At 67.6% G+C, this 20,960-nt stretch carries 21 protein-coding genes and 2 tRNA genes; 19 read left to right on the plus strand and 4 right to left on the minus strand.

The genetic code is table 11. The features are described 5' to 3' along the window. Positions 1–34 precede the first annotated feature (34 nt). The 9 genes from rapZ to HCX50_RS06335 all read left to right on the plus strand — a co-directional run bounded on the left by rapZ (position 35) and on the right by HCX50_RS06335 (position 7,335). Positions 35–907: an RNase adapter RapZ gene (gene rapZ, locus HCX50_RS06295; RefSeq protein WP_091037165.1), complete on the plus strand. Its 873-nt coding sequence runs from the start codon at positions 35–37 to the stop codon at positions 905–907. Between the two features lie 67 nt (positions 908–974). Further along, entirely contained in the window at positions 975–1,952 is a 978-nt protein-coding gene (gene whiA / locus HCX50_RS06300; RefSeq protein WP_017202788.1) for a DNA-binding protein WhiA, read from the plus strand. A gap of 12 nt (positions 1,953–1,964) precedes the next feature. Beyond that, positions 1,965–2,735 carry a hypothetical protein gene (locus tag HCX50_RS06305; protein WP_091037162.1) on the plus strand — a complete coding sequence of 257 codons (771 nt, stop codon included), beginning with the start codon at positions 1,965–1,967 and terminating at the stop codon, positions 2,733–2,735. Between the two features lie 157 nt (positions 2,736–2,892). Next, positions 2,893–3,519 carry a superoxide dismutase gene (locus HCX50_RS06310; protein WP_091037159.1) on the plus strand — a complete coding sequence of 209 codons (627 nt, stop codon included), beginning with the start codon at positions 2,893–2,895 and terminating at the stop codon, positions 3,517–3,519. A 115-nt stretch (positions 3,520–3,634) separates the two neighbouring features. After that, entirely contained in the window at positions 3,635–4,645 is a 1,011-nt protein-coding gene (gene gap, locus HCX50_RS06315; RefSeq protein WP_091037157.1) for a type I glyceraldehyde-3-phosphate dehydrogenase, read from the plus strand. Between the two features lie 10 nt (positions 4,646–4,655). Next, the gene (locus tag HCX50_RS06320; protein ID WP_167633365.1) at positions 4,656–5,870 is read left to right on the plus strand and encodes a phosphoglycerate kinase; all 1,215 of its coding nucleotides are present in this window, start codon (positions 4,656–4,658) and stop codon (positions 5,868–5,870) included. Beyond that, positions 5,861–6,652, plus strand: coding sequence for a triose-phosphate isomerase (gene tpiA / locus HCX50_RS06325; RefSeq protein WP_167633366.1), 792 nt, complete (start codon positions 5,861–5,863; stop codon positions 6,650–6,652). The genes HCX50_RS06320 and tpiA overlap by 10 nt, the downstream gene beginning before the upstream one ends. 81 nt (positions 6,653–6,733) lie before the next feature. After that, entirely contained in the window at positions 6,734–6,982 is a 249-nt protein-coding gene (secG, locus tag HCX50_RS06330) for a preprotein translocase subunit SecG (RefSeq protein ID WP_029261623.1), read from the plus strand. Then, a complete protein-coding gene (locus HCX50_RS06335) occupies positions 6,982–7,335 on the plus strand; it encodes an RNA polymerase-binding protein RbpA (protein WP_091037150.1) in 354 nt (117 codons plus the stop codon). Before secG ends, HCX50_RS06335 begins: the two co-directional genes overlap by 1 nt. A gap of 74 nt (positions 7,336–7,409) precedes the next feature. On the opposite strand, the gene HCX50_RS06340 is transcribed toward HCX50_RS06335, so the two are convergent. Then, a complete protein-coding gene (locus HCX50_RS06340) occupies positions 7,410–8,642 on the minus strand; it encodes a hypothetical protein (RefSeq protein ID WP_140403383.1) in 1,233 nt (410 codons plus the stop codon). A gap of 124 nt (positions 8,643–8,766) precedes the next feature. Beyond that, positions 8,767–8,837: transfer RNA gene (locus HCX50_RS06345), tRNA-Gly, on the minus strand. Positions 8,838–8,960: 123 nt separating this feature from the next. Here HCX50_RS06345 and HCX50_RS06350 point away from each other — a divergent pair. The 10 genes from HCX50_RS06350 to clpX all read left to right on the plus strand — a co-directional run bounded on the left by HCX50_RS06350 (position 8,961) and on the right by clpX (position 18,321). Beyond that, positions 8,961–9,034, plus strand: a tRNA-Pro gene (locus tag HCX50_RS06350). Positions 9,035–9,096: 62 nt separating this feature from the next. Then, a complete protein-coding gene (gene tig / locus HCX50_RS06355) occupies positions 9,097–10,575 on the plus strand; it encodes a trigger factor (protein ID WP_091037145.1) in 1,479 nt (492 codons plus the stop codon). Between the two features lie 72 nt (positions 10,576–10,647). Continuing rightward, the gene (locus HCX50_RS06360; RefSeq protein ID WP_091037143.1) at positions 10,648–11,142 is read left to right on the plus strand and encodes a tetratricopeptide repeat protein; all 495 of its coding nucleotides are present in this window, start codon (positions 10,648–10,650) and stop codon (positions 11,140–11,142) included. Positions 11,143–11,223: 81 nt separating this feature from the next. Then, the gene (locus HCX50_RS06365; RefSeq protein ID WP_017830295.1) at positions 11,224–11,820 is read left to right on the plus strand and encodes an ATP-dependent Clp protease proteolytic subunit; all 597 of its coding nucleotides are present in this window, start codon (positions 11,224–11,226) and stop codon (positions 11,818–11,820) included. A 20-nt stretch (positions 11,821–11,840) separates the two neighbouring features. Beyond that, a complete protein-coding gene (locus HCX50_RS06370; RefSeq protein ID WP_029261627.1) occupies positions 11,841–12,482 on the plus strand; it encodes an ATP-dependent Clp protease proteolytic subunit in 642 nt (213 codons plus the stop codon). 154 nt (positions 12,483–12,636) lie between these two features. Then, positions 12,637–13,572 carry a sugar-binding transcriptional regulator gene (locus HCX50_RS06375; RefSeq protein WP_337749022.1) on the plus strand — a complete coding sequence of 312 codons (936 nt, stop codon included), beginning with the start codon at positions 12,637–12,639 and terminating at the stop codon, positions 13,570–13,572. After that, the gene (deoC, locus tag HCX50_RS06380) at positions 13,569–14,570 is read left to right on the plus strand and encodes a deoxyribose-phosphate aldolase (RefSeq protein WP_167633367.1); all 1,002 of its coding nucleotides are present in this window, start codon (positions 13,569–13,571) and stop codon (positions 14,568–14,570) included. Before HCX50_RS06375 ends, deoC begins: the two co-directional genes overlap by 4 nt. A gap of 13 nt (positions 14,571–14,583) precedes the next feature. After that, the gene (locus HCX50_RS06385; RefSeq protein ID WP_091037138.1) at positions 14,584–16,026 is read left to right on the plus strand and encodes an aldehyde dehydrogenase family protein; all 1,443 of its coding nucleotides are present in this window, start codon (positions 14,584–14,586) and stop codon (positions 16,024–16,026) included. After that, a complete protein-coding gene (locus tag HCX50_RS06390) occupies positions 16,023–16,874 on the plus strand; it encodes an aldehyde dehydrogenase family protein (protein WP_167633368.1) in 852 nt (283 codons plus the stop codon). The genes HCX50_RS06385 and HCX50_RS06390 overlap by 4 nt, the downstream gene beginning before the upstream one ends. 178 nt (positions 16,875–17,052) lie before the next feature. Beyond that, a complete protein-coding gene (gene clpX, locus HCX50_RS06395) occupies positions 17,053–18,321 on the plus strand; it encodes an ATP-dependent Clp protease ATP-binding subunit ClpX (protein ID WP_091037133.1) in 1,269 nt (422 codons plus the stop codon). Between the two features lie 6 nt (positions 18,322–18,327). On the opposite strand, the gene HCX50_RS06400 is transcribed toward clpX, so the two are convergent. Then, the gene (locus tag HCX50_RS06400) at positions 18,328–18,825 is read right to left on the minus strand and encodes a GyrI-like domain-containing protein (RefSeq protein ID WP_167633369.1); all 498 of its coding nucleotides are present in this window, start codon (positions 18,823–18,825) and stop codon (positions 18,328–18,330) included. Positions 18,826–18,844: 19 nt separating this feature from the next. Further along, the gene (locus tag HCX50_RS06405) at positions 18,845–20,896 is read right to left on the minus strand and encodes a M3 family metallopeptidase (protein ID WP_167633370.1); all 2,052 of its coding nucleotides are present in this window, start codon (positions 20,894–20,896) and stop codon (positions 18,845–18,847) included. Between the last annotated feature and the right edge of the window lie 64 nt (positions 20,897–20,960).

Below are 20,960 nucleotides of genomic sequence, written 5' to 3' on the forward strand. Positions count from 1 at the left end.
GCTGGTAGCCGAGGGGGAGAGGGAGCACTGAGCAATGTCTGACGAGGAAAAGGGCGAGTTCCTCATCGTCACGGGAATGTCCGGCGCGGGCCGGACCACGGTGGCGAATGCGCTGGAGGATCTCGGCTGGTACGTCGTCGACAATCTCCCGCCCCAGATCCTCCGGCCGCTGCTGGATCTGACCGATATGGGCGGCAATGCGCTTCCCAAGGTCGCCGCCGTGGTCGATGTCCGAGGACGCAACCTCTTCGATGATTTCCCCGGTGTCGCGCGCGCTCTCCGGTCTCGCGGTTCCGTCCGTGTCCTGTTCCTCGACGCCTCGGACGACGTCCTCGTGCGGCGCTTCGAGTCCGTCCGGCGACCGCATCCGCTCCAGGGGGATGGGACTCTCCTCGACGGGATCCGCATCGAGCGCACCCGGCTCGCACCGATCCGCGAGGCAGCGGACTTGGTCATCGACACCTCGAGACTCAACATCCATCAACTGGCGACACAGGTCTCGGACATCTTCTCGGAGGAAGGCGCGGCGCGTCACCGAGTGACGCTCCTCAGCTTCGGATTCAAGTACGGCCTGCCGACCGACGTCGACATCGTCGCCGACATGAGATTCCTGCCCAACCCGTTCTGGAACGAAGAACTCCGCGGCCTGACCGGCCAGGACGAGACGGTCCGTGAGTACGTCCTCTCGCGGCCGGGTGCGATGGAGTTCCTGGACGCCTACTCGACGGCCCTCGTGCCTGTCCTCGAGGGGTATCAGCGCGAGAACAAGAGCCACTCCACGATCGCGATCGGCTGCACGGGCGGAAAACACCGTTCGGTCGCGATGTCGGAGGAGCTCGCGCGCAGGCTGTCCGCGATCCCCGGCGTCGCCGTCAACGTCCGCCACCGGGACCTCGGCCGAGAATAGCGGTCCGCCCGGCCGAGTAAGCTGGACGTTTGCGCCGCGACCCGGCGCGTGAACGTGAAGGAGTGTCGTGGCACTAACCACCGACGTCAAGGCCGAGCTGGTCAGCATCCGCAATGCACCCCCGACGGTGCGAGTTGCGGAAGTCACCGCGATCCTCCGGTTCGCCGGTGGTCTGCATTCCATCGCCGGCCGTGTGGCCGTGGAGGCCGAGGTGGACGCCGAGACGCTCGCGCGCCGCGTCGCACGTGACCTCGCCGAGATCTATGGCGTGCGTCCCGAGATCGCGCAGGTGCAGTCGAGCACCGCGAACGATGGTGCCCGGTGGGCCGTGCGGGTGATCGCCCAGGGCGAGACGCTCGCCCGTCAGACGGGGCTCCTCGACCAGCGGCGGCGCCCCGTGCGGGGGCTCCCGAACCGCCTCACGACCGGCTCTCGGGCCGAGGTCGCCGGCCTGTGGCGTGGCGCGTTCCTCGCCGCGGGCACGCTGAGCGAGCCGGGCCGTTCGGCCATGCTCGAGGTCGTCTGCCCGTCGTCGGAAGCGGCGATGGCTCTCGTCGGTGCAGCGCACCGGCTCGGCGTGGCCGCCAAGGCGCGCGAGGTCCGCGGCATGCCGCGCGTCGTCGTGCGCGAAGGTGAGGCGATCCGCACCATCCTCAACGAGATGGGCGCGCAGAAGACCGCCATCGCGTGGGAAGAACTCCGTCAGCGCCGCGAGGTCCGGGCCGGGGTCAACCGCCTCGTGAACTTCGACGACGCGAACCTGCGCCGTTCGGCGCAGGCTGCTGTCGCCGCTTGTGCCCGTGTGGAGCGCGCGCTCGAGATCCTGGCCGACGAGGTGCCCGATCATCTGAAGGTCGCCGGAGAGCTGCGTCTGGCTCACCGGGACGCCAGCCTCGACGAGCTCGGCCATCACGCCGACCCGCCGCTGACGAAGGATGCCGTTGCCGGACGCATCCGCCGTCTGCTGGCGATGGCCGACAAGCGCGCTCAGCAGGAGGGCATTCCGGGTACCGAGGCCGCCGTGCCCGTGGGACTCGACGTCTGAGAGACTCGCCGTATGAGTGTCTTCGACTGGCGTAGCGCAGAATTCGGTGAGGCGACGGTCGGGACGCCGTTCGCGGAGGCGATCCGCGATGCGGTCATCGTGCTCGGCGTCGCTCCCACGATCGCCGAGGGGCCTTTTGTCCGCTGGTACGACGGTGCGCGGCTCGTTACCGTGCGTCCCTCGGGCAGCGGCGGCGCGCACATCCTCGTCGAGCAGGCGGATGCGGCGGCCGACGAGGAGTATCGGAACTTCGAGTCGCTGCCCGACTCCGCTCTTCCCTACCGGTGGCGCGCGGATGACATCGCCCTCCTCCCGAACGGGAGCTATCTGCCGGGGGAGCGGTCCGTCGAGGACTTCGATGCCCTGGCTCCCGTCCTGACCCAGACGCTCGTCTCGCTGTACGAGGCGACGGCGGCGCTGGGGGATGGGCGGTCGGAGGCGCAACTGCACGTCTGGTATGCCGACCCGGCGCATGACGCCCTCGCCAGGGCCGAACGGTGGGCGGCGCGTCGCAAGACCTCGCTGACCATCGCGTTCAAGGCGGGAGCGGGAAACATCCATGTGATGCCGGTGGGCGGAAAGGCGCTCGCAGAGCGGATCTCGTTCCCCGCCACCACCCCGAACGCGTCGACCGCGGCGGACGCCCTCCTGGAGCAGATCGTGGCCACGGGGGCGCCGACTCCGGCGGCACTGCGACAGGACTCCCTGATGTACGTCGACCGTCGCAAGCTCGCGCTCAGCCCATTCGCTCTCGGCATCCCGCACCTGGGGCTGAACGTCTGATCCGACCGCGATCGGTCCGAACCGTCATATGGCGGAAGGTTCCGGGGCGCACCCGCGTTGTCGTCAGTAGGATGAAAGTTGTCCGCTCTACGCCGCACATCGGCGGCGCGGAGGATCGGCAAGCGCCGCGGCGCGGCGCGGATTGGATGAAAGCGATATGGCGACCTACACGCTCCCCGACCTTCCCTACGACTTCGCAGCCCTCGAGCCGCACATCAGCGGCAAGATCATGGAACTGCACCATGACAAGCACCACGCGACCTACGTCGCGGGCGCGAACACCGCGCTCGACCAGCTCGCCGAGGCCCGCGAGAGCGGCAACCTCGCGAACGTCAACAAGCTCGAGAAGGACCTCGCCTTCAACCTCGGCGGCCACGTCAACCACTCGATCTTCTGGACGAACCTCTCGCCGAACGGCGGAGGCCAGCCCGAGGGCGAGCTGAAGGCGGCCATCGACGAGTACTTCGGCTCGTTCGAGAAGTTCCAGGCGCACTTCACTGCAGCGGCGACCGGCATCCAGGGCTCCGGCTGGGCCGTGCTCAGCTGGGACTCGATCGGCTCGCGCCTGATCATCCAGCAGCTGTTCGACCAGCAGTCGAACACGGCGCAGGGCACGATCCCGCTCTTCCAGCTCGACATGTGGGAGCACGCGTTCTACCTCGACTACCTCAACGTCAAGGCCGACTACGTCAAGGCCGCGTGGAACATCGCGAACTGGGAGAACGTCGCCCAGCGCCTCGACGTCGCCCGCAAGCAGACGAACGGCCTGCTGGTACTGTCGTAATCGGGTCGCGTCCCGACGGGCTCCGGCTCGTCGGGACGCCCTCTCAGCCAAAAAACCCCGCGCTTCACTCATGCTGGAAAGCTGTGTGCAGCGCACGAGAAACAGGGAGACCTGAGTGTCTGTCAAGATCGGTATCAACGGCTTCGGCCGCATCGGACGCAACTACTTCCGCGCGGCTCTCGCGCAGGGAGCGGACCTTGAGATCGTCGCCGTCAACGACCTCACCGACAACAAGACCCTGGCGCACCTGCTGAAGTACGACTCGGTGGGCGGCGTCCTCGACGCCGACATCAGCTACGACGACGAGAGCATCACGGTCAACGGCAAGGTCATCAAGGCCTTCGCCGAGCGCGACCCCGCAGGCCTCCCCTGGGGCGAGCTGGGTGTCGACATCGTCATCGAGTCGACCGGCTTCTTCACCAAGGCCGAGCTCGCCAAGAAGCACATCGAGGCCGGCGCGAAGAAGGTCCTCATCTCGGCTCCGGGAACCGGTGTCGACGGCACGTTCGTCATGGGCGTGAACGAGGACACGTACAACCCGGAGACGGATCACATCATCTCCAACGCGTCCTGCACCACGAACTGCCTCGCGCCGCTGGCACAGGTCTTCAACGACGCGTTCGGCATCGACCGCGGCTTCATGATGACCGCGCACGCGTACACCGCCGACCAGAACCTGCAGGACGGCCCGCACAGCGACCTCCGTCGTGCCCGCGCTGCCGCGATCAACATCACCCCTGCTTCGACCGGAGCCGCCAAGGCCATCGGCGAGGTGCTCCCGGAGCTCCAGGGCAAGCTGAGCGGCTCGTCGTACCGCGTTCCGGTTCCCACCGGCTCGATCGTCGACCTCACCCTCATCACCGACCGCGAGAACCTCACGGTCGACGAGGTCAACGAGGCGTACAAGAAGGCTGCTGCCGATGGTCGCCTCGCCGGCTACCTCCAGTACAACGAGGACCCGATCGTCTCGAGCGACATCGTGCACAACCCGCACTCCTCGATCTTCGACTCGACGCTCACCAACGTGAGCGGCAACCTGATCAAGGTCTCGAGCTGGTACGACAACGAGTGGGGCTACTCCAACCGTCTCGTCGACCTGACCGAGTACGTGGCCGAGCGCCTCTAAGCTCAGAAACATGACTCTGCGCACCCTGGACACACTGGGGTCGCTCGAGGGCAAGCGCGTCATCGTCCGTTGTGATCTCAACGTCCCGCTCCGGGACGGGATCATCACGGACGATGGCCGTGTCCGCGCCTCGCTGCCGACCCTCAACGCACTCATCAACGCGGGCGCCCGCGTCGTCGTGTGCTCTCACCTCGGGCGGCCGGATGGCGCGCCCGACCCGCAGTACAGCTTGGAGCCGGTTGCTCAGCGGCTGTCCGAGCTGCTCGGCGCTCCGGTCGCGTTCGCACGCGACACGGTCGGCGAGTCGGCGAAGGAGGCCGTGGCATCGCTCGACGACGGCGGGGTCGTCGTCATCGAGAACCTGCGGTTCAACCCGGGCGAGACCGCGAAGGACGACGCCGCGCGCGGAGCCTTCGCGGCTGAGCTCGCCAAGCTCGGCGACGTGCTCGTCTCCGACGGGTTCGGAGTCGTGCATCGCAAGCAGGCGAGCGTCTACGAGCTCGCCGAACTGCTCCCGTCTGCGGCCGGTCTGCTGATCGCGGCCGAGCTCGACGTGCTCGACCGCCTGACCGAGAATCCCGAGCGCCCGTACGCGGTCGTGCTCGGCGGGTCGAAGGTCAGCGACAAGCTCGGCGTCATCTCGCACCTGCTGCCGCGCGTCGACAAGATTCTCGTCGGTGGCGGAATGCTCTTCACCTTCCTGAAGGCGCAGGGTCACGCTGTGGCTTCGAGCCTGCTGGAAGAGGATCAGCTCGAGACGGTCCGCGGATACATCGCGGAAGCGGCCGAACGCGGTGTGGAGCTCGTACTCCCCACCGATGTCGTCGTCGCCGCATCGTTCGGTGCGGACGCCGCGCACGAAGTCGTCGCCGCAGACGCGATCGAGTCGACGCCGTTCGGTGCCTCCGGCATCGGGCTCGACATCGGTCCGGAGACGGCCGCGCACTTCGGCGAGGTCATCCGCGAGTCGAAGACCGTGTTCTGGAACGGCCCGATGGGCGTGTTCGAGTTCCCGGCGTTCGCGGCCGGCACGAAGACCGTGGCTCAGGCGCTCACCGAGGTCGACGGCCTCAGTGTCGTCGGCGGCGGCGATTCCGCCGCGGCTGTGCGTCAGCTCGGATTCAGCGACGACCAGTTCGGTCACATCTCGACCGGCGGCGGCGCGAGCCTCGAATTCCTCGAGGGCAAGAAACTACCTGGGCTGGAGGTCCTCGGATGGGCGTGAACTCCCGTACCCCGCTGATCGCGGGAAACTGGAAGATGAATCTCGACCACCTGCAGGCGGTCGCGTTCGTGCAGAAGCTGCACTGGACGTTGAAGGATGCCAAGCACGAAGACGGATCCGTCGAGGTGGCGGTCTTCCCGCCATTCACCGACATCCGCAGCGTGCAGACGCTCATCGACGCGGACAAGATCCCGTTCGCGCTCGGTGCACAGGACGTGTCGGCACACGACTCCGGTGCGTACACCGGCGAGGTCTCCGGGGCTTTCCTGGCGAAGCTCGACGCGAAGTACGTCATCATCGGCCACTCGGAGCGTCGTGAGTACCACGCCGAGGGCGACGATGTCGTGGCGGCCAAGGTGCAGGCATCGCTCAAGCACGGTCTCGTGCCGGTGATCTGCGTCGGCGAGACCGCGGGTGACCTCGAGAAGTTCGGTGCCAGCGCCGTTCCGGTGTCCCAGCTCGAGGCCGCGCTTCAGGGCGTGTCCCCGAAGGCGGACATCGTCGTGGCGTACGAGCCCGTGTGGGCGATCGGCTCCGGCCAGGCCGCGACGCCGCAGCAGGCGCAGGATGTCTGCGCCGCTCTGCGTGCGGTCGTCGCGAAGGTTCTGGGCGACGAGGCCGCCGCGCGCACGCGCATCCTCTACGGCGGCTCCGTGAAGGCGGCGAACATCGCCAGCTTCATGCGTGAGCCCGACGTGGACGGCGCACTGGTCGGCGGGGCGAGCCTCGTCGTGGACGAGTTCGCAGCGATCATCCGCTTCGAGAAGCACGTCGGAGTGTGAGTGCAGCGGGGCTGCGGCCCCGCTGCACCGTATACTTGACCGTTACGGGGGCGTTCCGGCCCCAGCGAAAGGCTCTTTCTCGTGGCAATTCTCGAGTTCGTCCTGCAGGTCGTGCTGGGCATCACCAGCGTTCTGCTGACCCTCCTCATCCTTCTGCACAAAGGTCGGGGCGGTGGACTGTCCGACATGTTCGGTGGAGGCATGACCTCTGCGGTCGGCTCCTCCGGTCTTGCGGAGCGGAACCTGAACCGCTTCACCGTCGTCCTGGCACTGACATGGTTCGTCGCCATCGTCGCGCTGGGCCTCATCACGAAATTCGAGGTCATCTGATGGCTACCGGTGGAAACGCCATCCGCGGCACCCGTGTGGGTTCCGGCCCGATGGGCGAACAGGATCACGGCTATCACGCCGACCGCATCGCCGTCTCGTACTGGGACGGGCTCGGCAACGAGACCGTGCGCTACTTCGCCGCGGGACTTCCCGAAGAAGAGATCCCCGAGACGATCGACCACCCGCAGTCGGGTCTCCCGGCCGGGCGCGACAAGGAGAACCCTCCTGCTCTCGCGAAGCCGGAGCCGTACAAGACGCACCTCGCGTATGTGAAGGAGCGTCGCACCGACGAGGAAGCCGTCCAGCTTCTCGACGACGCACTCACGCAGCTGCGCGAGCGTCGGGGACAGTGACTTCGAGCTGACATCGAAGAAGCCGCCGTGAGCGATCACGGCGGCTTCTTCCGTTCCCGGGTCTGCTTCGTGGCTCAGCGGCAGCCTGCGGCGGCGTCGACGTACTCCTGGGGCGGGTATCCGTAGGCCCAGACCCCGTTGGCATCGTCGGTGTATCCCATACTGATGGCCCACGCGGTGGCCCACTTCTCGATGCTGTCCTGCGTCGACGCGTCGTACATGTCCTCGCACTTCACGCTGATCGCGTGACCCACCTCGTGCGCGACGAGTGCCTTGCTCCGCTCCGCCGGCCACTGCTCGGCGACGGAGTCCGACAGCTCGATGTGGGCGCGGCCGGGGTCGTCCCACCACCACGTGGTGTACCCGCCCATGCTGCCGTTGTAACCCGCGCCGTTGACCACGGGGGACCAGTCGAACTCGAGGAGCACGCCGGGGGCAAGGGAGCGGGCGAAGGCCTCGATCTCCAGGCGAGCACCTCGCAACGGCCCCGACTTCTCCGCCATTTCTTCGGACTCCGTCGCGACGACCTGCGCGCCGGCGTCCTGCAGTGCGACATAGGTCGTCGCCGCGTCGTCGTCGATGGTGGTCGCTGCGAGCGCATCCGCAGCGGCGTTGCGGAGCGCGATCACGGCATCGTTGCGGGCTGAGGGATGTGCGGCCTCGAAAGCCGCGGCTGACTCGCCGGCGGAGGAGAGCACGGCCAGGCCGCTCTCCTGGACGGCATCCTCGGCCTCGACGGCGCTCTCGGACGCGGTTTCGAGGTCCTGCACCAGGTCGTCGAGCGAGCTCTCGTCCTCGACGAGCTCCGAAGAGGCTCCGAACAGCTCCCAGAACCAGATCGGCTTCGTCCCGGGGGACGGCAATGCGGTGGCGAGAAGCTTCTCCGCGGCAGCTCCGACTTCTTCGCCCTCGGCGATGGCGGTCGACAGCGCCGAGACGATGTCCTCCGGCACGGCGATCGGTGCGCTGCCGGCGTCTCGGATCACGTGACCGGCATCGGTCGCCCGGGCGAGCACGTCTCGGGTGTGAGCGGTCTCCGACGTGACCGCCGTCGCGGTTCGCAGTGTGTCGGCGAATCGGTCCGCGGCAGCGTCGTAGCCGAGGTTCGCGGTCAGCTGGGTGATGCCGAGGGCGGCGATCACCGCGGCGCCCCCGAGAACGCCGATGACGAGCCCCCGACGCGGGCGACGGCGAGCACGGGGCTTCGCGGTCGCGTATGGACTCGAGGAGAAGCGCACCGGCAGCTCGTGGGGGCCGCGTGTCGAAGGCGTCGAAGTCTCCAGGTCGGGCCGAAGCGGGGCGGTCACGTCGTGCCCATTCGATGGTGCCTTCCGGTCGGAGACTGCGTGGTCGGTGCTGTCAGCGTATTGGACCGACCGCCGAGCATGCGAGAAGGCCCCCACCGTATTCGATGAGGGCCTTCTGATCCGGAGGGGCTGACGGGAATCGAACCCGCATCATTAGTTTGGAAGACTAAGGCTTTACCACTAAGCTACAGCCCCGAATCCCCGCGGAATCTCGGGGTCGGGCCGGAGTCGTATCTCCGGACTCATCGATCATACCGGACAGTCGGGAGTGCTCTTGTCCGTTAGACTCGGTGGGGCTGAATCTGCGTGCGGATTCCCCGGGGCGTAGCTCAGCTTGGTAGAGCGCCCGCTTTGGGAGCGGGAGGTCGCAGGTTCAACTCCTGTCGCCCCGACACGGCCCCACGGACCTTACAGCCGCGATACCGCGCGGAAATCACAAGGAGAACACACCAGCATGGCGAACAGCACCGTCGAGAAGCTGACCCCGACCCGGGTCAAGCTCAGCATCACGGTCACCCCGGACGACCTCAAGCCCAGCATCGCTCACGCCTACGAGCACATCGCTCAGGACGTGCAGATCCCCGGCTTCCGCAAGGGCAAGGTCCCGGCGCCCATCATCGATCAGCGCATCGGCCGCGGTGCGGTCATCGAGCACGCGGTGAACGAGGGCCTGGACAAGTTCTTCCGTGACGCCACGGTCGAGCACAAGCTGCGCGTCGTCGGCCGTCCGGCCGCTGACATCACGCAGTGGCCGAACGAGAAGGACTTCTCCGGAGACCTGCTCGTCGACATCGAGGTGGACGTCCGCCCCGACATCGATCTGCCCGCTTACGACGACATCACCGTGACGGTCGACGCCGTCGAGGCCGACGAGGCCGCACTGGACGCCGAGCTCGACAACATGCGCGCGCGCTTCGGCACGCTCGTCCCCGTCGACCGTCCCGCAGCGAAGGGCGACTTCGTTGAACTCGACCTCGTCGCGACGATCGACGGCGCCGAGATCGACCGCGCCGAGGGTGTCTCCTACGAGATCGGCTCCGGCGAGCTGCTCGAGGGCATCGACGACGCGATCGAGTCGCTCACCGCCGGTGAGGACACCACGTTCCGCTCGGCTCTCGTGGGCGGCGACCACGCCGGCTCCGAGGCCGAGGTCTCCGTGAGCGTGAAGGCCGTCAAGGAGCGCGAGCTTCCCGAGGCCGACGACGACTTCGCGCAGATCGCGAGCGAGTTCGACACCATCGCGGAACTCCGCGAGAGCCTGGCCGAGCGCGTCGCACAGCAGGGTGTCTTCACGCAGGGTTCCGCCGCGCGCGACAAGCTCGTCGAGGCGCTGCTCGAGAAGATCGAGATCCCGGTTCCGCCGCAGCTCATCGAGGACGAGGTGCACAACCACCTCGAGGGCGAAGGCCGTCTCGAGGACGACGTGCACCGCGCCGAGGTCACCGAGGCGAGCGAGAAGCAGTTCCGTACGCAGGTGCTGCTCGACACGATCGCCGAGCAGGCCGACGTGCAGGTCTCGCAGGAAGAGCTCAGCCAGTACCTGATCCAGTCGGCCGCGCAGTACGGGATGGCTCCGCAGGAGTTCGTCGAGGCGCTGCAGTCCTCGAACCAGCTGCCCGCGCTCGTCGGTGAGGTCGCCCGCAACAAGGCCCTCGCCATCGCGCTCGGCAAGGTCAAGGTCGTCGACAGCAACGGCAAGGCCGTCGACCTCTCCGACTTCATCGTCACGGACGACGAGGCCGCCGAGGCAGAGACCGAAGCCGAGGAGAAGCCGGCCAAGAAGGCTCCCGCCAAGAAGGCGCCCGCGAAGAAGGCTCCGGCCAAGAAGGCCGACGCCGACGCTGCGGACGAGCCCGCCGAGAAGAAGCCGGCTGCCAAGAAGCCTGCCGCCAAGAAGGCTCCGGCCAAGAAGGCTGCCGACAAGGCTGAGTGATCGCAAACGATCCAATGAAGAGGGCGGATGCTGCGGCATCCGCCCTCTTTTCCATCCAGGGAGAGAGCAGCGATGAAGACGTGGGATGAGCGCATCGACGAGGTGTGGGACGACGCGACGGGCGAAGAGGTCGGCGACGACACCATCGCGCGGATCGACGCCCTGGCCGCCGAGCGCGGATCGGACGACGCACGCGCGGAGTTCGAACGTGCCGGCGCGCGGGACTCGGCGGGGAAGCCTGCCGAGGCGGTGGAACTGTACCGCCGGGCGCTCACATTGGGCCTCGACGATGAGCACCGTCCGCAGTGCGTGATCCAGCTGGCGAGCTCTTTGCGCAACCTGGGGGAGTACGACGAGGCTCTCACCGTGATCCGCGCCGAGGAGGAGCTGTCGGCGGACGGTCCTTATCGTGACGCCGTCGCGACGGTTCACGCGCTCATCCTCGCGAGCGCCGGGCGACCGGCGCAGGGGCTCTCGGTGGCACTGCTCGCCCTCGTGCCGCACCTCCCGCGGTACCACCGCTCGATGACGGCCTATGCCCACGAGATTGCCGGCACCGACACCTGATATGCCGACGGCGAACACGGCCTGAGCGCTGCGTTGTCGCCGGTAGATTCGAATCACTGAAACACGGAATCAGGAGCTGACATGGCTGCAGAACCCCTCCTCGCAACGAGCGTCTTCGACAGGTTGCTGAAGGACCGCATCATCTGGCTCGGCTCGGAGGTGCGAGACGAGAACGCGAACGAGATCTGCGCGAAGATCCTTCTTCTCGCCGCAGAGGACTCCGAGCGAGACATCTACCTCTACGTGAACTCGCCGGGTGGCTCGATCACCGCGGGTATGGCGATCTACGACACGATGCAGTTCGTGCCGAACGACATCGTCACCGTCGGCATCGGAATGGCCGCCTCGATGGGCCAGCTGCTGCTGACCGCGGGCACCAAGGGCAAGCGCTACATCACGCCCAACGCCCGAGTGCTGCTGCACCAGCCGCACGGTGGCTTCGGCGGTACGTCGAGTGACATCCAGACCCAGGCGCAGCTCATCATGTCGATGAAGAACCGCCTCGCCGAGATCACCGCGGCGCAGACCGGCAAGTCTGTCGAGCAGATCAACGCCGACGGTGACCGCGACCGCTGGTTCACCGCCGAGGAAGCGCTCGAGTACGGCTTCGTCGACCACATCCGCGAATCGGCCTCCGACGTCATCGGCGGCGGCGGAACCGACCAGGACACCGAGTAACGGAAAGCGAAAGGACGCTCATGTACACACCCACCTTCCGCGCTGCCGGTGATCTGCCCTCCAGCCGCTACGTGCTCCCGCAGTTCGAGGAGCGCACGGCCTACGGATTCAAGCGTCAGGACCCGTACAACAAGCTGTTCGAAGACCGCGTGATCTTCCTCGGCGTGCAGGTTGACGACGCGTCGGCCGACGACGTGATGGCGCAGCTCCTCGTCCTGGAGAGCCAGGACTCCGAGCGCGACATCACGATGTACATCAACTCGCCCGGCGGTTCCTTCACCGCGATGACGGCGATCTACGACACGATGCAGTACGTCGCGCCGCAGATCCAGACCGTCGTGCTCGGCCAGGCGGCATCAGCCGCGGCCGTGCTGCTCGCGGCCGGCGCGCCCGGCAAGCGTCTCGCGCTGCCGAACGCCCGAGTGCTGATCCACCAGCCCGCGATGGGCGAGGCCGGCCACGGCCAGGCTTCGGACATCGAGATCCAGGCCGCGGAGATCCTCCGCATGCGGACCTGGCTCGAGGAGACCCTGGCCGGGCACACCAAGCGCACCCCGGAGCAGGTGAACCGCGACATCGATCGCGACAACATCCTCTCCGCCGCGCAGGCACTGGAGTACGGCATCGTCGACCAGGTGCTCACCACCCGCAAGCGGGTCTGAGGCCTTCCGATCCTGAAGGGGCGTCCGTCATCATGACGGGCGCCCCTTCGTCGTCTCCGGCGAATGTGCACGCGCTCGGCGCATAGTGCGCATATGAGCATGTGGATGCGCGAACGCGGATTCCGGCATACTCTGGGTGAGGAAGGAGGAAGCCGTGGAAGAAGATCTGCTCATGGTTCGCGTCGCCGAGCTCTACTACGACGAGGACAAGACCCAGGACGAGATCGGCGGACTCCTCAAGATCTCCCGCTGGAAGGTCGGCCGGCTTCTGGTCCAGGCCAAGGAACGCGGCATCGTGCGCATCGAGATCGTGCACCCGCGTGCTCGCCGACTCGGTCTGGAGCGGCTCCTGGTGGAGCGGTTCGGCCTCACCGATGCCGTCGTCGTTCCCGCGCCCGAGGGCGATGACGGGACGCTCGAACGCGTAGCCCAGGCTGCCGCCGACTTCCTGACCGCGCTGCGACCTGTTCCGCGCACGCTCGGGGTGAGCTGGGGACGCACGCTCCGTGCCGTCGCCGAGGCGCTTCCCGACGGATGGGCCAACGGCGTCACCGTCGTGCAGCTCAACGGCGGCGTCAGCCTGAACCGCCGATCCGGCGGTGCGGCCGGCCTCGCCGTCACGATCGCCCAGCGCGCCTCCGGCCAGGTGTCGCTGCTGCCGAGCCCGGCGATCCTCGAGCGCGTGGAGACCAAACAGGCCATCGAGTCCGACCGCACGGTCGCGGCGGTTCTCGAAGAAGCCGCCGAGGCGCAGGCGTTCCTGTTCACCGCTGGACCCTGCGATGCTTCGTCCGCCCACGTCGAGAACGGCTACCTCACGGGCGAGGAGGTCGAGGAACTGGCGCGGCGCGGCGCGGTCGGCGACGTCCTCGGCCGCTACGTCGACGCCGAGGGCAACATCGTCGACTCGCAGCTCGACGCCCGGACGGTCGGCGTGTCGCTCGACCGGCTGCGCGGATCCGCCCACGCGATCTTCGTCACGGCGGGACCTGCCAAGCACGACATCGCACGTACGGTCGTGACCAGTGGCCTGTGCGGCGTACTGGTGACCGATGAGACCACAGCACGAGCATTGTTGGAGGAACAGTGACGACCACAGAAATCAGCCGCAGGACGGCGGTGGATGTCCTCGGCGGTGAGCCGGACGACGCCACCCTCCGTCGCTTCCTGCACGGGCTCCCCGGTGTCGACGCGGTCGGCCTGGAGCAGCGTGCGGCGGGGCTCGGCACCCGCTCCATCAAGACCACGTCGAAGGCCTGGGCCCTCGACACGATCATCAAGCTGATCGACCTCACCACGCTCGAGGGTGCGGACACTCCCGGCAAGGTGCGCTCGCTCGTCGCGAAGGCGAAGACCCCGGACGCCGCCGACCCCTCGACCCCTCGGGTCGCGGCCGTGTGCGTGTACGGCGACATGGTGGGCGACGCGGTCACCGCCCTCGGCGGCCTGCACGGCGACCCCGACGACGGTCTGATCTCGGTCGCGGCAGTGGCCACGGCGTTCCCGAGCGGCCGCGCGTCGCTCGCGATCAAGCTCGCCGACACCGCCGAGGCGGTCGCCGCGGGCGCAGACGAGATCGACATGGTCATCGATCGGGGAGCCTTCCTCTCCGGGCGCTATGGCCTCGTCTTCGACCAGATCGCCCAGGTGAAGGAAGCCTGCCGCCGGGAAGACGGTTCGTACGCCTCCCTCAAGGTGATCCTCGAGACCGGCGAGCTGAACACCTACGACAACATCAAGCGCGCCTCCTGGCTCGGCATCCTGGCGGGAGGCGACTTCATCAAGACGTCGACCGGAAAGGTGCAGCCGGCGGCGACCCTGCCGACCACCCTGCTGATGCTCGAGACGGTCCGCGACTGGCACCGCGGCACGGGCGAGAAGATCGGCGTGAAGCCGGCCGGCGGCATCCGCTCGTCGAAGGACGCGGTGAAGTACCTCGTCACGGTGGCCGAGACCGTGGGGGAGGAGTGGCTGCAGCCGCACCTGTTCCGCTTCGGTGCGTCCAGCCTTCTCAACGATGTGCTCCTGCAGCGTCAGAAGCTCAGCTCCGGCCACTACTCGGGCCCCGACTACGTCACGATCGACTGACGGGAAGACGAACATGTCATTTCTGGAATACGCTCCGGCACCGGAGTCCACTGCGGTCCTGAACCTGAAGAGCAGCTACGGGCTGTTCATCGACGGCGAGTTCGTCGACGGGTCCGGCACGCCCTTCACCACCATCTCGCCGGCGACCGAGAAGCACATCGCGGAGATCGCCTCCGCGAGTGACGACGACGTGGACCGTGCGGTCAAGGCGGCGCGTCGCGCCTACGAGAAGACCTGGTCGCGGATGAGCGGTCGCGACCGCGGCAAGTACCTCTTCCGCATCGCCCGCCTCGTGCAGGAGCGTGCCCGCGAGCTCGCCGTCGCCGAGAGCCTCGACAACGGCAAGCCGATCAAGGAGAGCCGCGACGTCGACGTGCCGCTCGTCGCCTCCTGGTTCTTCTACTACGCGGGCTGGGCGGACAAGCTCGATCACGCCGGGCTCGGCGCGAACCCCCGCGCTCTCGGCGTCGCCGGACAGATCATCCCGTGGAACTTCCCGCTGCTCATGCTCGCGTGGAAGATCGCGCCCGCTCTCGCCGCGGGCAACACCGTCGTGCTCAAGCCCGCCGAGACCACGCCGCTGACGGCGCTGATCTTCGCCGAGATCCTGCAGCAGGCCGACCTTCCGGCCGGTGTCGTGAACATCGTCACCGGAGCGGGAGCCACGGGTTCGACGCTCGTGCGTCACCCCGATGTGGACAAGGTCGCCTTCACGGGTTCGACCGGTGTCGGTCGCGACATCGCGCGCGCCGTGGCCGGGACGAACAAGAAGGTGACCCTCGAGCTCGGCGGCAAGGCTGCGAACATCGTGTTCGACGACGCGCCGATCGACCAGGCCGTCGAGGGCATCGTCAACGGCATCTTCTTCAACCAGGGCCACGTCTGCTGCGCAGGGAGCCGCCTCCTGGTGCAGGAGTCGATCCATGACGAGGTCGTCGACCGGCTCAAGGCGCGCCTGTCGACGCTGCGCCTCGGCGACCCGCTCGACAAGAACACCGACATCGGTGCGATCAACTCCGCCGCCCAGCTCGCCCGCATCCGTGAGCTGAGTGACATCGGCGAGGCCGAGGGCGCGGAGCGCTGGACGGCCGACTGCGCTATCCCCGAGCAGGGGTTCTGGTTCGCTCCGACGATCTTCACCGGAGTCGAGGCGTCGCACCGCATCGCCCGTGACGAGGTCTTCGGCCCCGTGCTCTCGGTGCTCACCTTCCGCACACCGGCCGAGGCCGTGGCGAAGGCGAACAACACGCCCTACGGGCTCTCGGCGGGCATCTGGTCCGACAAGGGATCCCGCATCCTCGCGGTGGCCGACCGGCTGCGCGCCGGAGTGATCTGGGCCAACACCTTCAACCGCTTCGATCCGTCGAGCCCGTTCGGCGGCTACAAGGAGTCCGGATACGGCCGCGAGGGCGGACGTCAGGGCCTCACCGCCTACCTCAAGGGAGCCGCAGCATGAGTAAGCGTCTGACCGTTCCGAAGACATACAAGCTGGCGATCGGCGGTGCCTTCCCGCGCAGCGAGTCGGGCCGCACGTATGAGGTGCTCTCGCCCAAGGGCACGTTCCTCGCCAACGCGGCGAAGGGTTCCCGCAAGGACGCCCGTGACGCGGTGGTGGCCGCGCGCACGGCGGTCAAGGGCTGGTCCGGTGCGACCGCCTACAACCGCGGCCAGGTGCTCTACCGTGTGGCCGAGGTGCTCGAGGGGCGGCGCGCGCAGTTCATCGATGAGATCGTCGCCCAGCAGGGGATCTCGTCCTCCGCTGCGGCCACGCAGGTGGAGGAGGCCATCGATCTCTGGGTCTGGTACGCCGGGTGGTGCGACAAGTACGCGCAGGTCGCGGGTAACGCGAACCCGGTCTCGGGGCCGTACTTCAACATCTCCGTTCCGGAGCCGACGGGCGTCGTGGCGATCGTCGCGCCCCAGGACTCCGCGCTGCTGGGCCTGGTCTCGGTCGTCGCTCCGGCTCTCGTCGCGGGCAACACGGTCGTGGTGGTGGCCAGCGAGCGGCATCCGCTCTCGGCCATCAGCCTCGCCGAGGTCCTGGCCACGAGCGACGTCCCCGGTGGCGTCGTCAACGTGCTCACCGGTTCACCCGTGGAGATCGCTCCGTGGCTGGCCTCGCACCAGGATGTGAACGCCCTCGACCTCGCCGGTGCCGGCGACCTCGACTGGGTCGACATGCAGATCGCGGCCGCCGACACCCTGAAGCGCGTTCTCACGCCCGGTGAGGTCGTCGCCTCGCCCGAGCGGATCGGCGCCTTCACCGAGGTGAAGACGGTCTGGCACACGAAGAGCATGGTCTGACGCCCTCTGTCGATCTCGTGAGGGGTCGGGAATCGCCGCCCCGGAACCGGGGGTAGCGGCGGTTCCTGACTCCTCATGTGTCGCGACCCGATGCCGAGTGCGGTCCAATGCGGCCCAGTGTCGTATGCAGCGGTTAGGCTCGAAGAACGATCTCTGATCCCCCCATAGGAGGACGCGCATGGCCCGCATCGGTGAAAGCGCTGACCTGTTCAAATGCTCTTTCTGCGGAAAGAGCCAGAAGCAGGTCCAGCAGCTGATCGCCGGACCCGGCGTGTACATCTGCGACGAGTGCGTCGAGCTCTGCAACGAGATCATCGAAGAGCGCATGGCCGAGTCCTCCGGCGACGGTGTCGCCGAGTTCGAGCTGCCCAAGCCGCGTGAGATCTTCTCGTTCCTCGAGGAGTACGTCGTCGGTCAGGAGCCCGCCAAGCGCGCTCTCTCCGTCGCCGTCTACAACCACTACAAGCGCGTTCGTGCACTCGGCACTCTGCAGTCCGCCGAGCAGCGGGCCGAAGAGGTCGAGATCGCGAAGAGCAACATCCTGCTCATCGGTCCGACCGGCTGCGGCAAGACCTACCTCGCGCAGACTCTCGCCAAGCGCCTCAACGTGCCCTTTGCCGTGGCCGACGCCACCGCCCTCACCGAGGCCGGGTATGTCGGCGAGGACGTCGAGAACATCCTGCTCAAGCTCATCCAGGCCGCCGACTACGACGTCAAGCGCGCCGAGCAGGGCATCATCTACATCGACGAGGTCGACAAGATCGCCCGCAAGGCCGAGAATCCGTCGATCACCCGTGACGTCTCGGGCGAGGGCGTGCAGCAGGCGCTCCTGAAGATCATCGAGGGCACGGTCGCGTCGGTTCCGCCGCAGGGCGGACGCAAGCACCCGCACCAGGAATTCCTGCAGATCGATACCTCGAACGTGCTGTTCATCGTCGCGGGCGCTTTCGCCGGCCTCGAAGACATCGTGTCCGCGCGCGTCGGCAAGCACGGCATCGGCTTTGGCGCGCCGCTGCACGACAAGGGCAAGGACCTCGACCTGTTCAGCGAGGTGCTTCCCGAAGACCTGCACAAGTTCGGCCTGATCCCCGAGTTCATCGGCCGTCTTCCGGTCGTCACCTCGGTCTCGCCGCTCGACCAGGCTGCGCTCATCGACATCCTCACCGGCCCGCGCAACGCGCTGGTGAAGCAGTACCAGCGCATGTTCGAGATCGACGGCGTGCAGCTCGAGTTCGAAGAAGACGCGCTGCGTTCGATCGCCGACCTCGCCGTCGGTCGCAAGACCGGTGCGCGCGGACTCCGTGCCATCCTCGAAGACGTCCTCGGGCCGATCATGTTCGAGATCCCGTCGGCAGAAGACGTCGCCAAGGTCATCGTGACCCGCGCGGCCGTCGACGAAGGCGCCCCGCCCACCATCGTGATGGAGCGCAAGCGCAAGAGCGCGTGACCTCGATCAGGTCAGCGGCATGATGAGGTCGGTGCGCAGGTCTGCCGGCGTGGTGCTCGGATCGGAGACGTACACCTCGATCCAGACACCTCCGGGGCGGAGCCCCTGCGCTCCGGCCCGTTCGACGAGCCCTGCCCACCCGGCACCCAGTTCGTCGTAGGAACCGAGCACGGTGGTCGCGACCGCCGCCCCCGACGGCAGGGCCGAGCCGACGATGACACTCCCGCTCGCCGTCGGGATCGGATTCTGCGGCGGGGAGTCCACGGGGAAGCCGAGCTCGAGGTCGAAGACACCCATCGGGTCGCCGTGGTAGATCGCGAGCGCGGGTCCGGTCGGGGTCAGCACGTCGCCGGCGAACGTGAGGGCGATCGCCGAGTAGCCCGCGTCGAACGCGTCTTGAAGATCGGCGATGCGGATGCCGTTGTGGCGGATGACGGCGACCGGAGTGGCGTCGAGGTCGAGGCGGTCAGCGGGGCCGAACGGTGCGTCGGGGAATGCGTTCATCCGCCCAGGTTCTCACGACTCAGTCGCCGAGGCCACGGCGCTTCAACAGCGGCTCGATCTCGGCGTCGCGACCCCGGAAGTCGCGGTACGCCTCCAGCGGGTCCTTCGCGCCGCCGACACCGAGCAGGCGCCCCCGGAACCGGTCACCGTTGGCGCGGGTGAGTCCGCCGTTCTCTCGGAACCAGTCGACCGTGTCGGCGTCGAGCACCTCGCTCCAGATGTACGAGTAGTAGCCCGCGCTGTAGCCACCGGAGAAGATGTGTGCGAAGTACGTGGACGAGTAGCGGGTGGGGACGGCAGGGTCGTCGAGCCCGATGTCGGCGAGGGCGGCTGCCTCGAACGCGGCGACGTCACCAATCTCCGCGTCGACGCCCACGCGGTGCCAGGCCTGGTCCAGCCATGCGGCGGCCAGGTACTCGCTCGTCGCGTGGCCCTGGTCGAAGGTCTCGGTCGCGCGCAGGCGCTCGACGATGGCGGGGTCGAGCGGTTCGCCGGTCTCGTGGTGGCGGGCGTAGTTGTCGAGGACCTCCGGCCACAGGATCCACATCTCGTTCACCTGACTCGGGAACTCGACGAAGTCGCGGAACACGTTCGTGCCGGCGAAGTGCGGGTAGGTCACCGTCGCGAAGAGTCCGTGGAGGGCATGACCGAACTCGTGGAACAGGGTGGTGACCTCGTCGAGCGTCAGCAGCGTGGGCTCGCCGTCGCCGGGCAGTGGCACATTGAGGTTGTTGACGACGACGGCTGCGGTACCGCGCAGGCGGGACTGACTCACGATCGGGTTCATCCAGGCGCCGCCGCGCTTCGAGTCGCGTGTGTACAGGTCGAGGATGAACAGACCGACGGGCGTGCCGTCTTCGTTGCTCACCTCGAACACCCGAGCGCCGGGATGGTACGCGACGAGGTCGTCGCGTTCTGCGAACGTCACACCGTACAGCTGCGTCGCGGCGTAGAAGACGCCGTCCTGCAGGACGCGCTCCGCCTCGAACCAGGGGCGCAGCGCGCTGGAGTCGATGTCGTACCGGGCCGTGCGCACCCGTTCGGTGTAATACGCCCAGTCGTGGGCCTCCACGGCGAACGGGGCGGATTCGGTCTCGTCGACGATCGCCTGCAGGGCGGCGTGCTCGGCCTTCGCGTTGCGCGCGGAGGGGGTGGCGAGCCGACGCAGCATCTGCTCGACGGCATCCGGAGTCCCGGCCGTCTCATCGGCGGTGACATACGCCGCATGCGACTCGTACCCGAGCAGCGTCGCACGCTCGGCACGCAGCCGTACGATCTCGAGGAGGACCGGGCGGTTGTCGTTCGCGTTGTCACGTGACCCGCGAGCGAGGGACGCCGCCATGATGCGCCGTCGTGACTCCCGCACACGCAGCTGGGCGAGGGCGGGGTGTCCGGTGAACAACGGGAGAGTGATGAGGAGCTTGCCGTCGAGCCCGCGGTCCGTCGCGGCACGCGCCGCGGCCGACAGCTCTCCAGTGCTCAGACCATCGAGCTCCGCGGGGGAGTCGAACACCACGGCGAGGTCGTTCGTGTCGTTCAGCAGGTTGCGCTCGAACGTGTTCGTCAGCGTCGAGAGCTTCTGGTTCAGCGCCGTCAGTCGTTCTTTGGCCTGATCGTCGAGGGCGGCACCGGCGTGCGTCATCTCACGGTGGTGGCGCTCGACCAGATAGCGCTGCTCGGCATCGAGACCGAGAGCATCCCGCTGCTCGAATACGTGCTGGACCCGCCAGTACAGCTGGGCATCGAGGGTGATCGCGTCCTGATGAGCGGCCATCAGGGGTGCGAGCTGCTCGTCGATCTCCTGGATCTCGGGCGTCGCATCCGCGGAGCTGACCGTGTAGAAGGCGTGGGCGACCCGGTCGAGCAACTCGCCGGAGCGTTCGAGCGCCTCGAGGGTGTTCTCGAAGGTCGGCATCGATCGCACCATCGTGATGCGGGCGACCTCGCGGAGCTGCTCCTCGAACCCGGCTCGGAACGCCGGGAGATAGTGCTCGGGGCGGATCGCGGGGTAATCGGGAAGCCCGAAAGGGAGCGTCGACGGCTGCAGCAGCGGATTCGTGGCGTCGGTCATCCTCCGAGCCTAACCACCGATGCGGGCAGAGGTCGGGAACCGTGCAGACAGTGTTGCAAAGAAA

It is taken from the genome of Microbacterium sp. B19(2022), from assembly GCF_012030385.1.
In the GTDB taxonomy this organism is placed as follows: Bacteria; Actinomycetota; Actinomycetes; order Actinomycetales; family Microbacteriaceae; genus Microbacterium; species Microbacterium oxydans_B.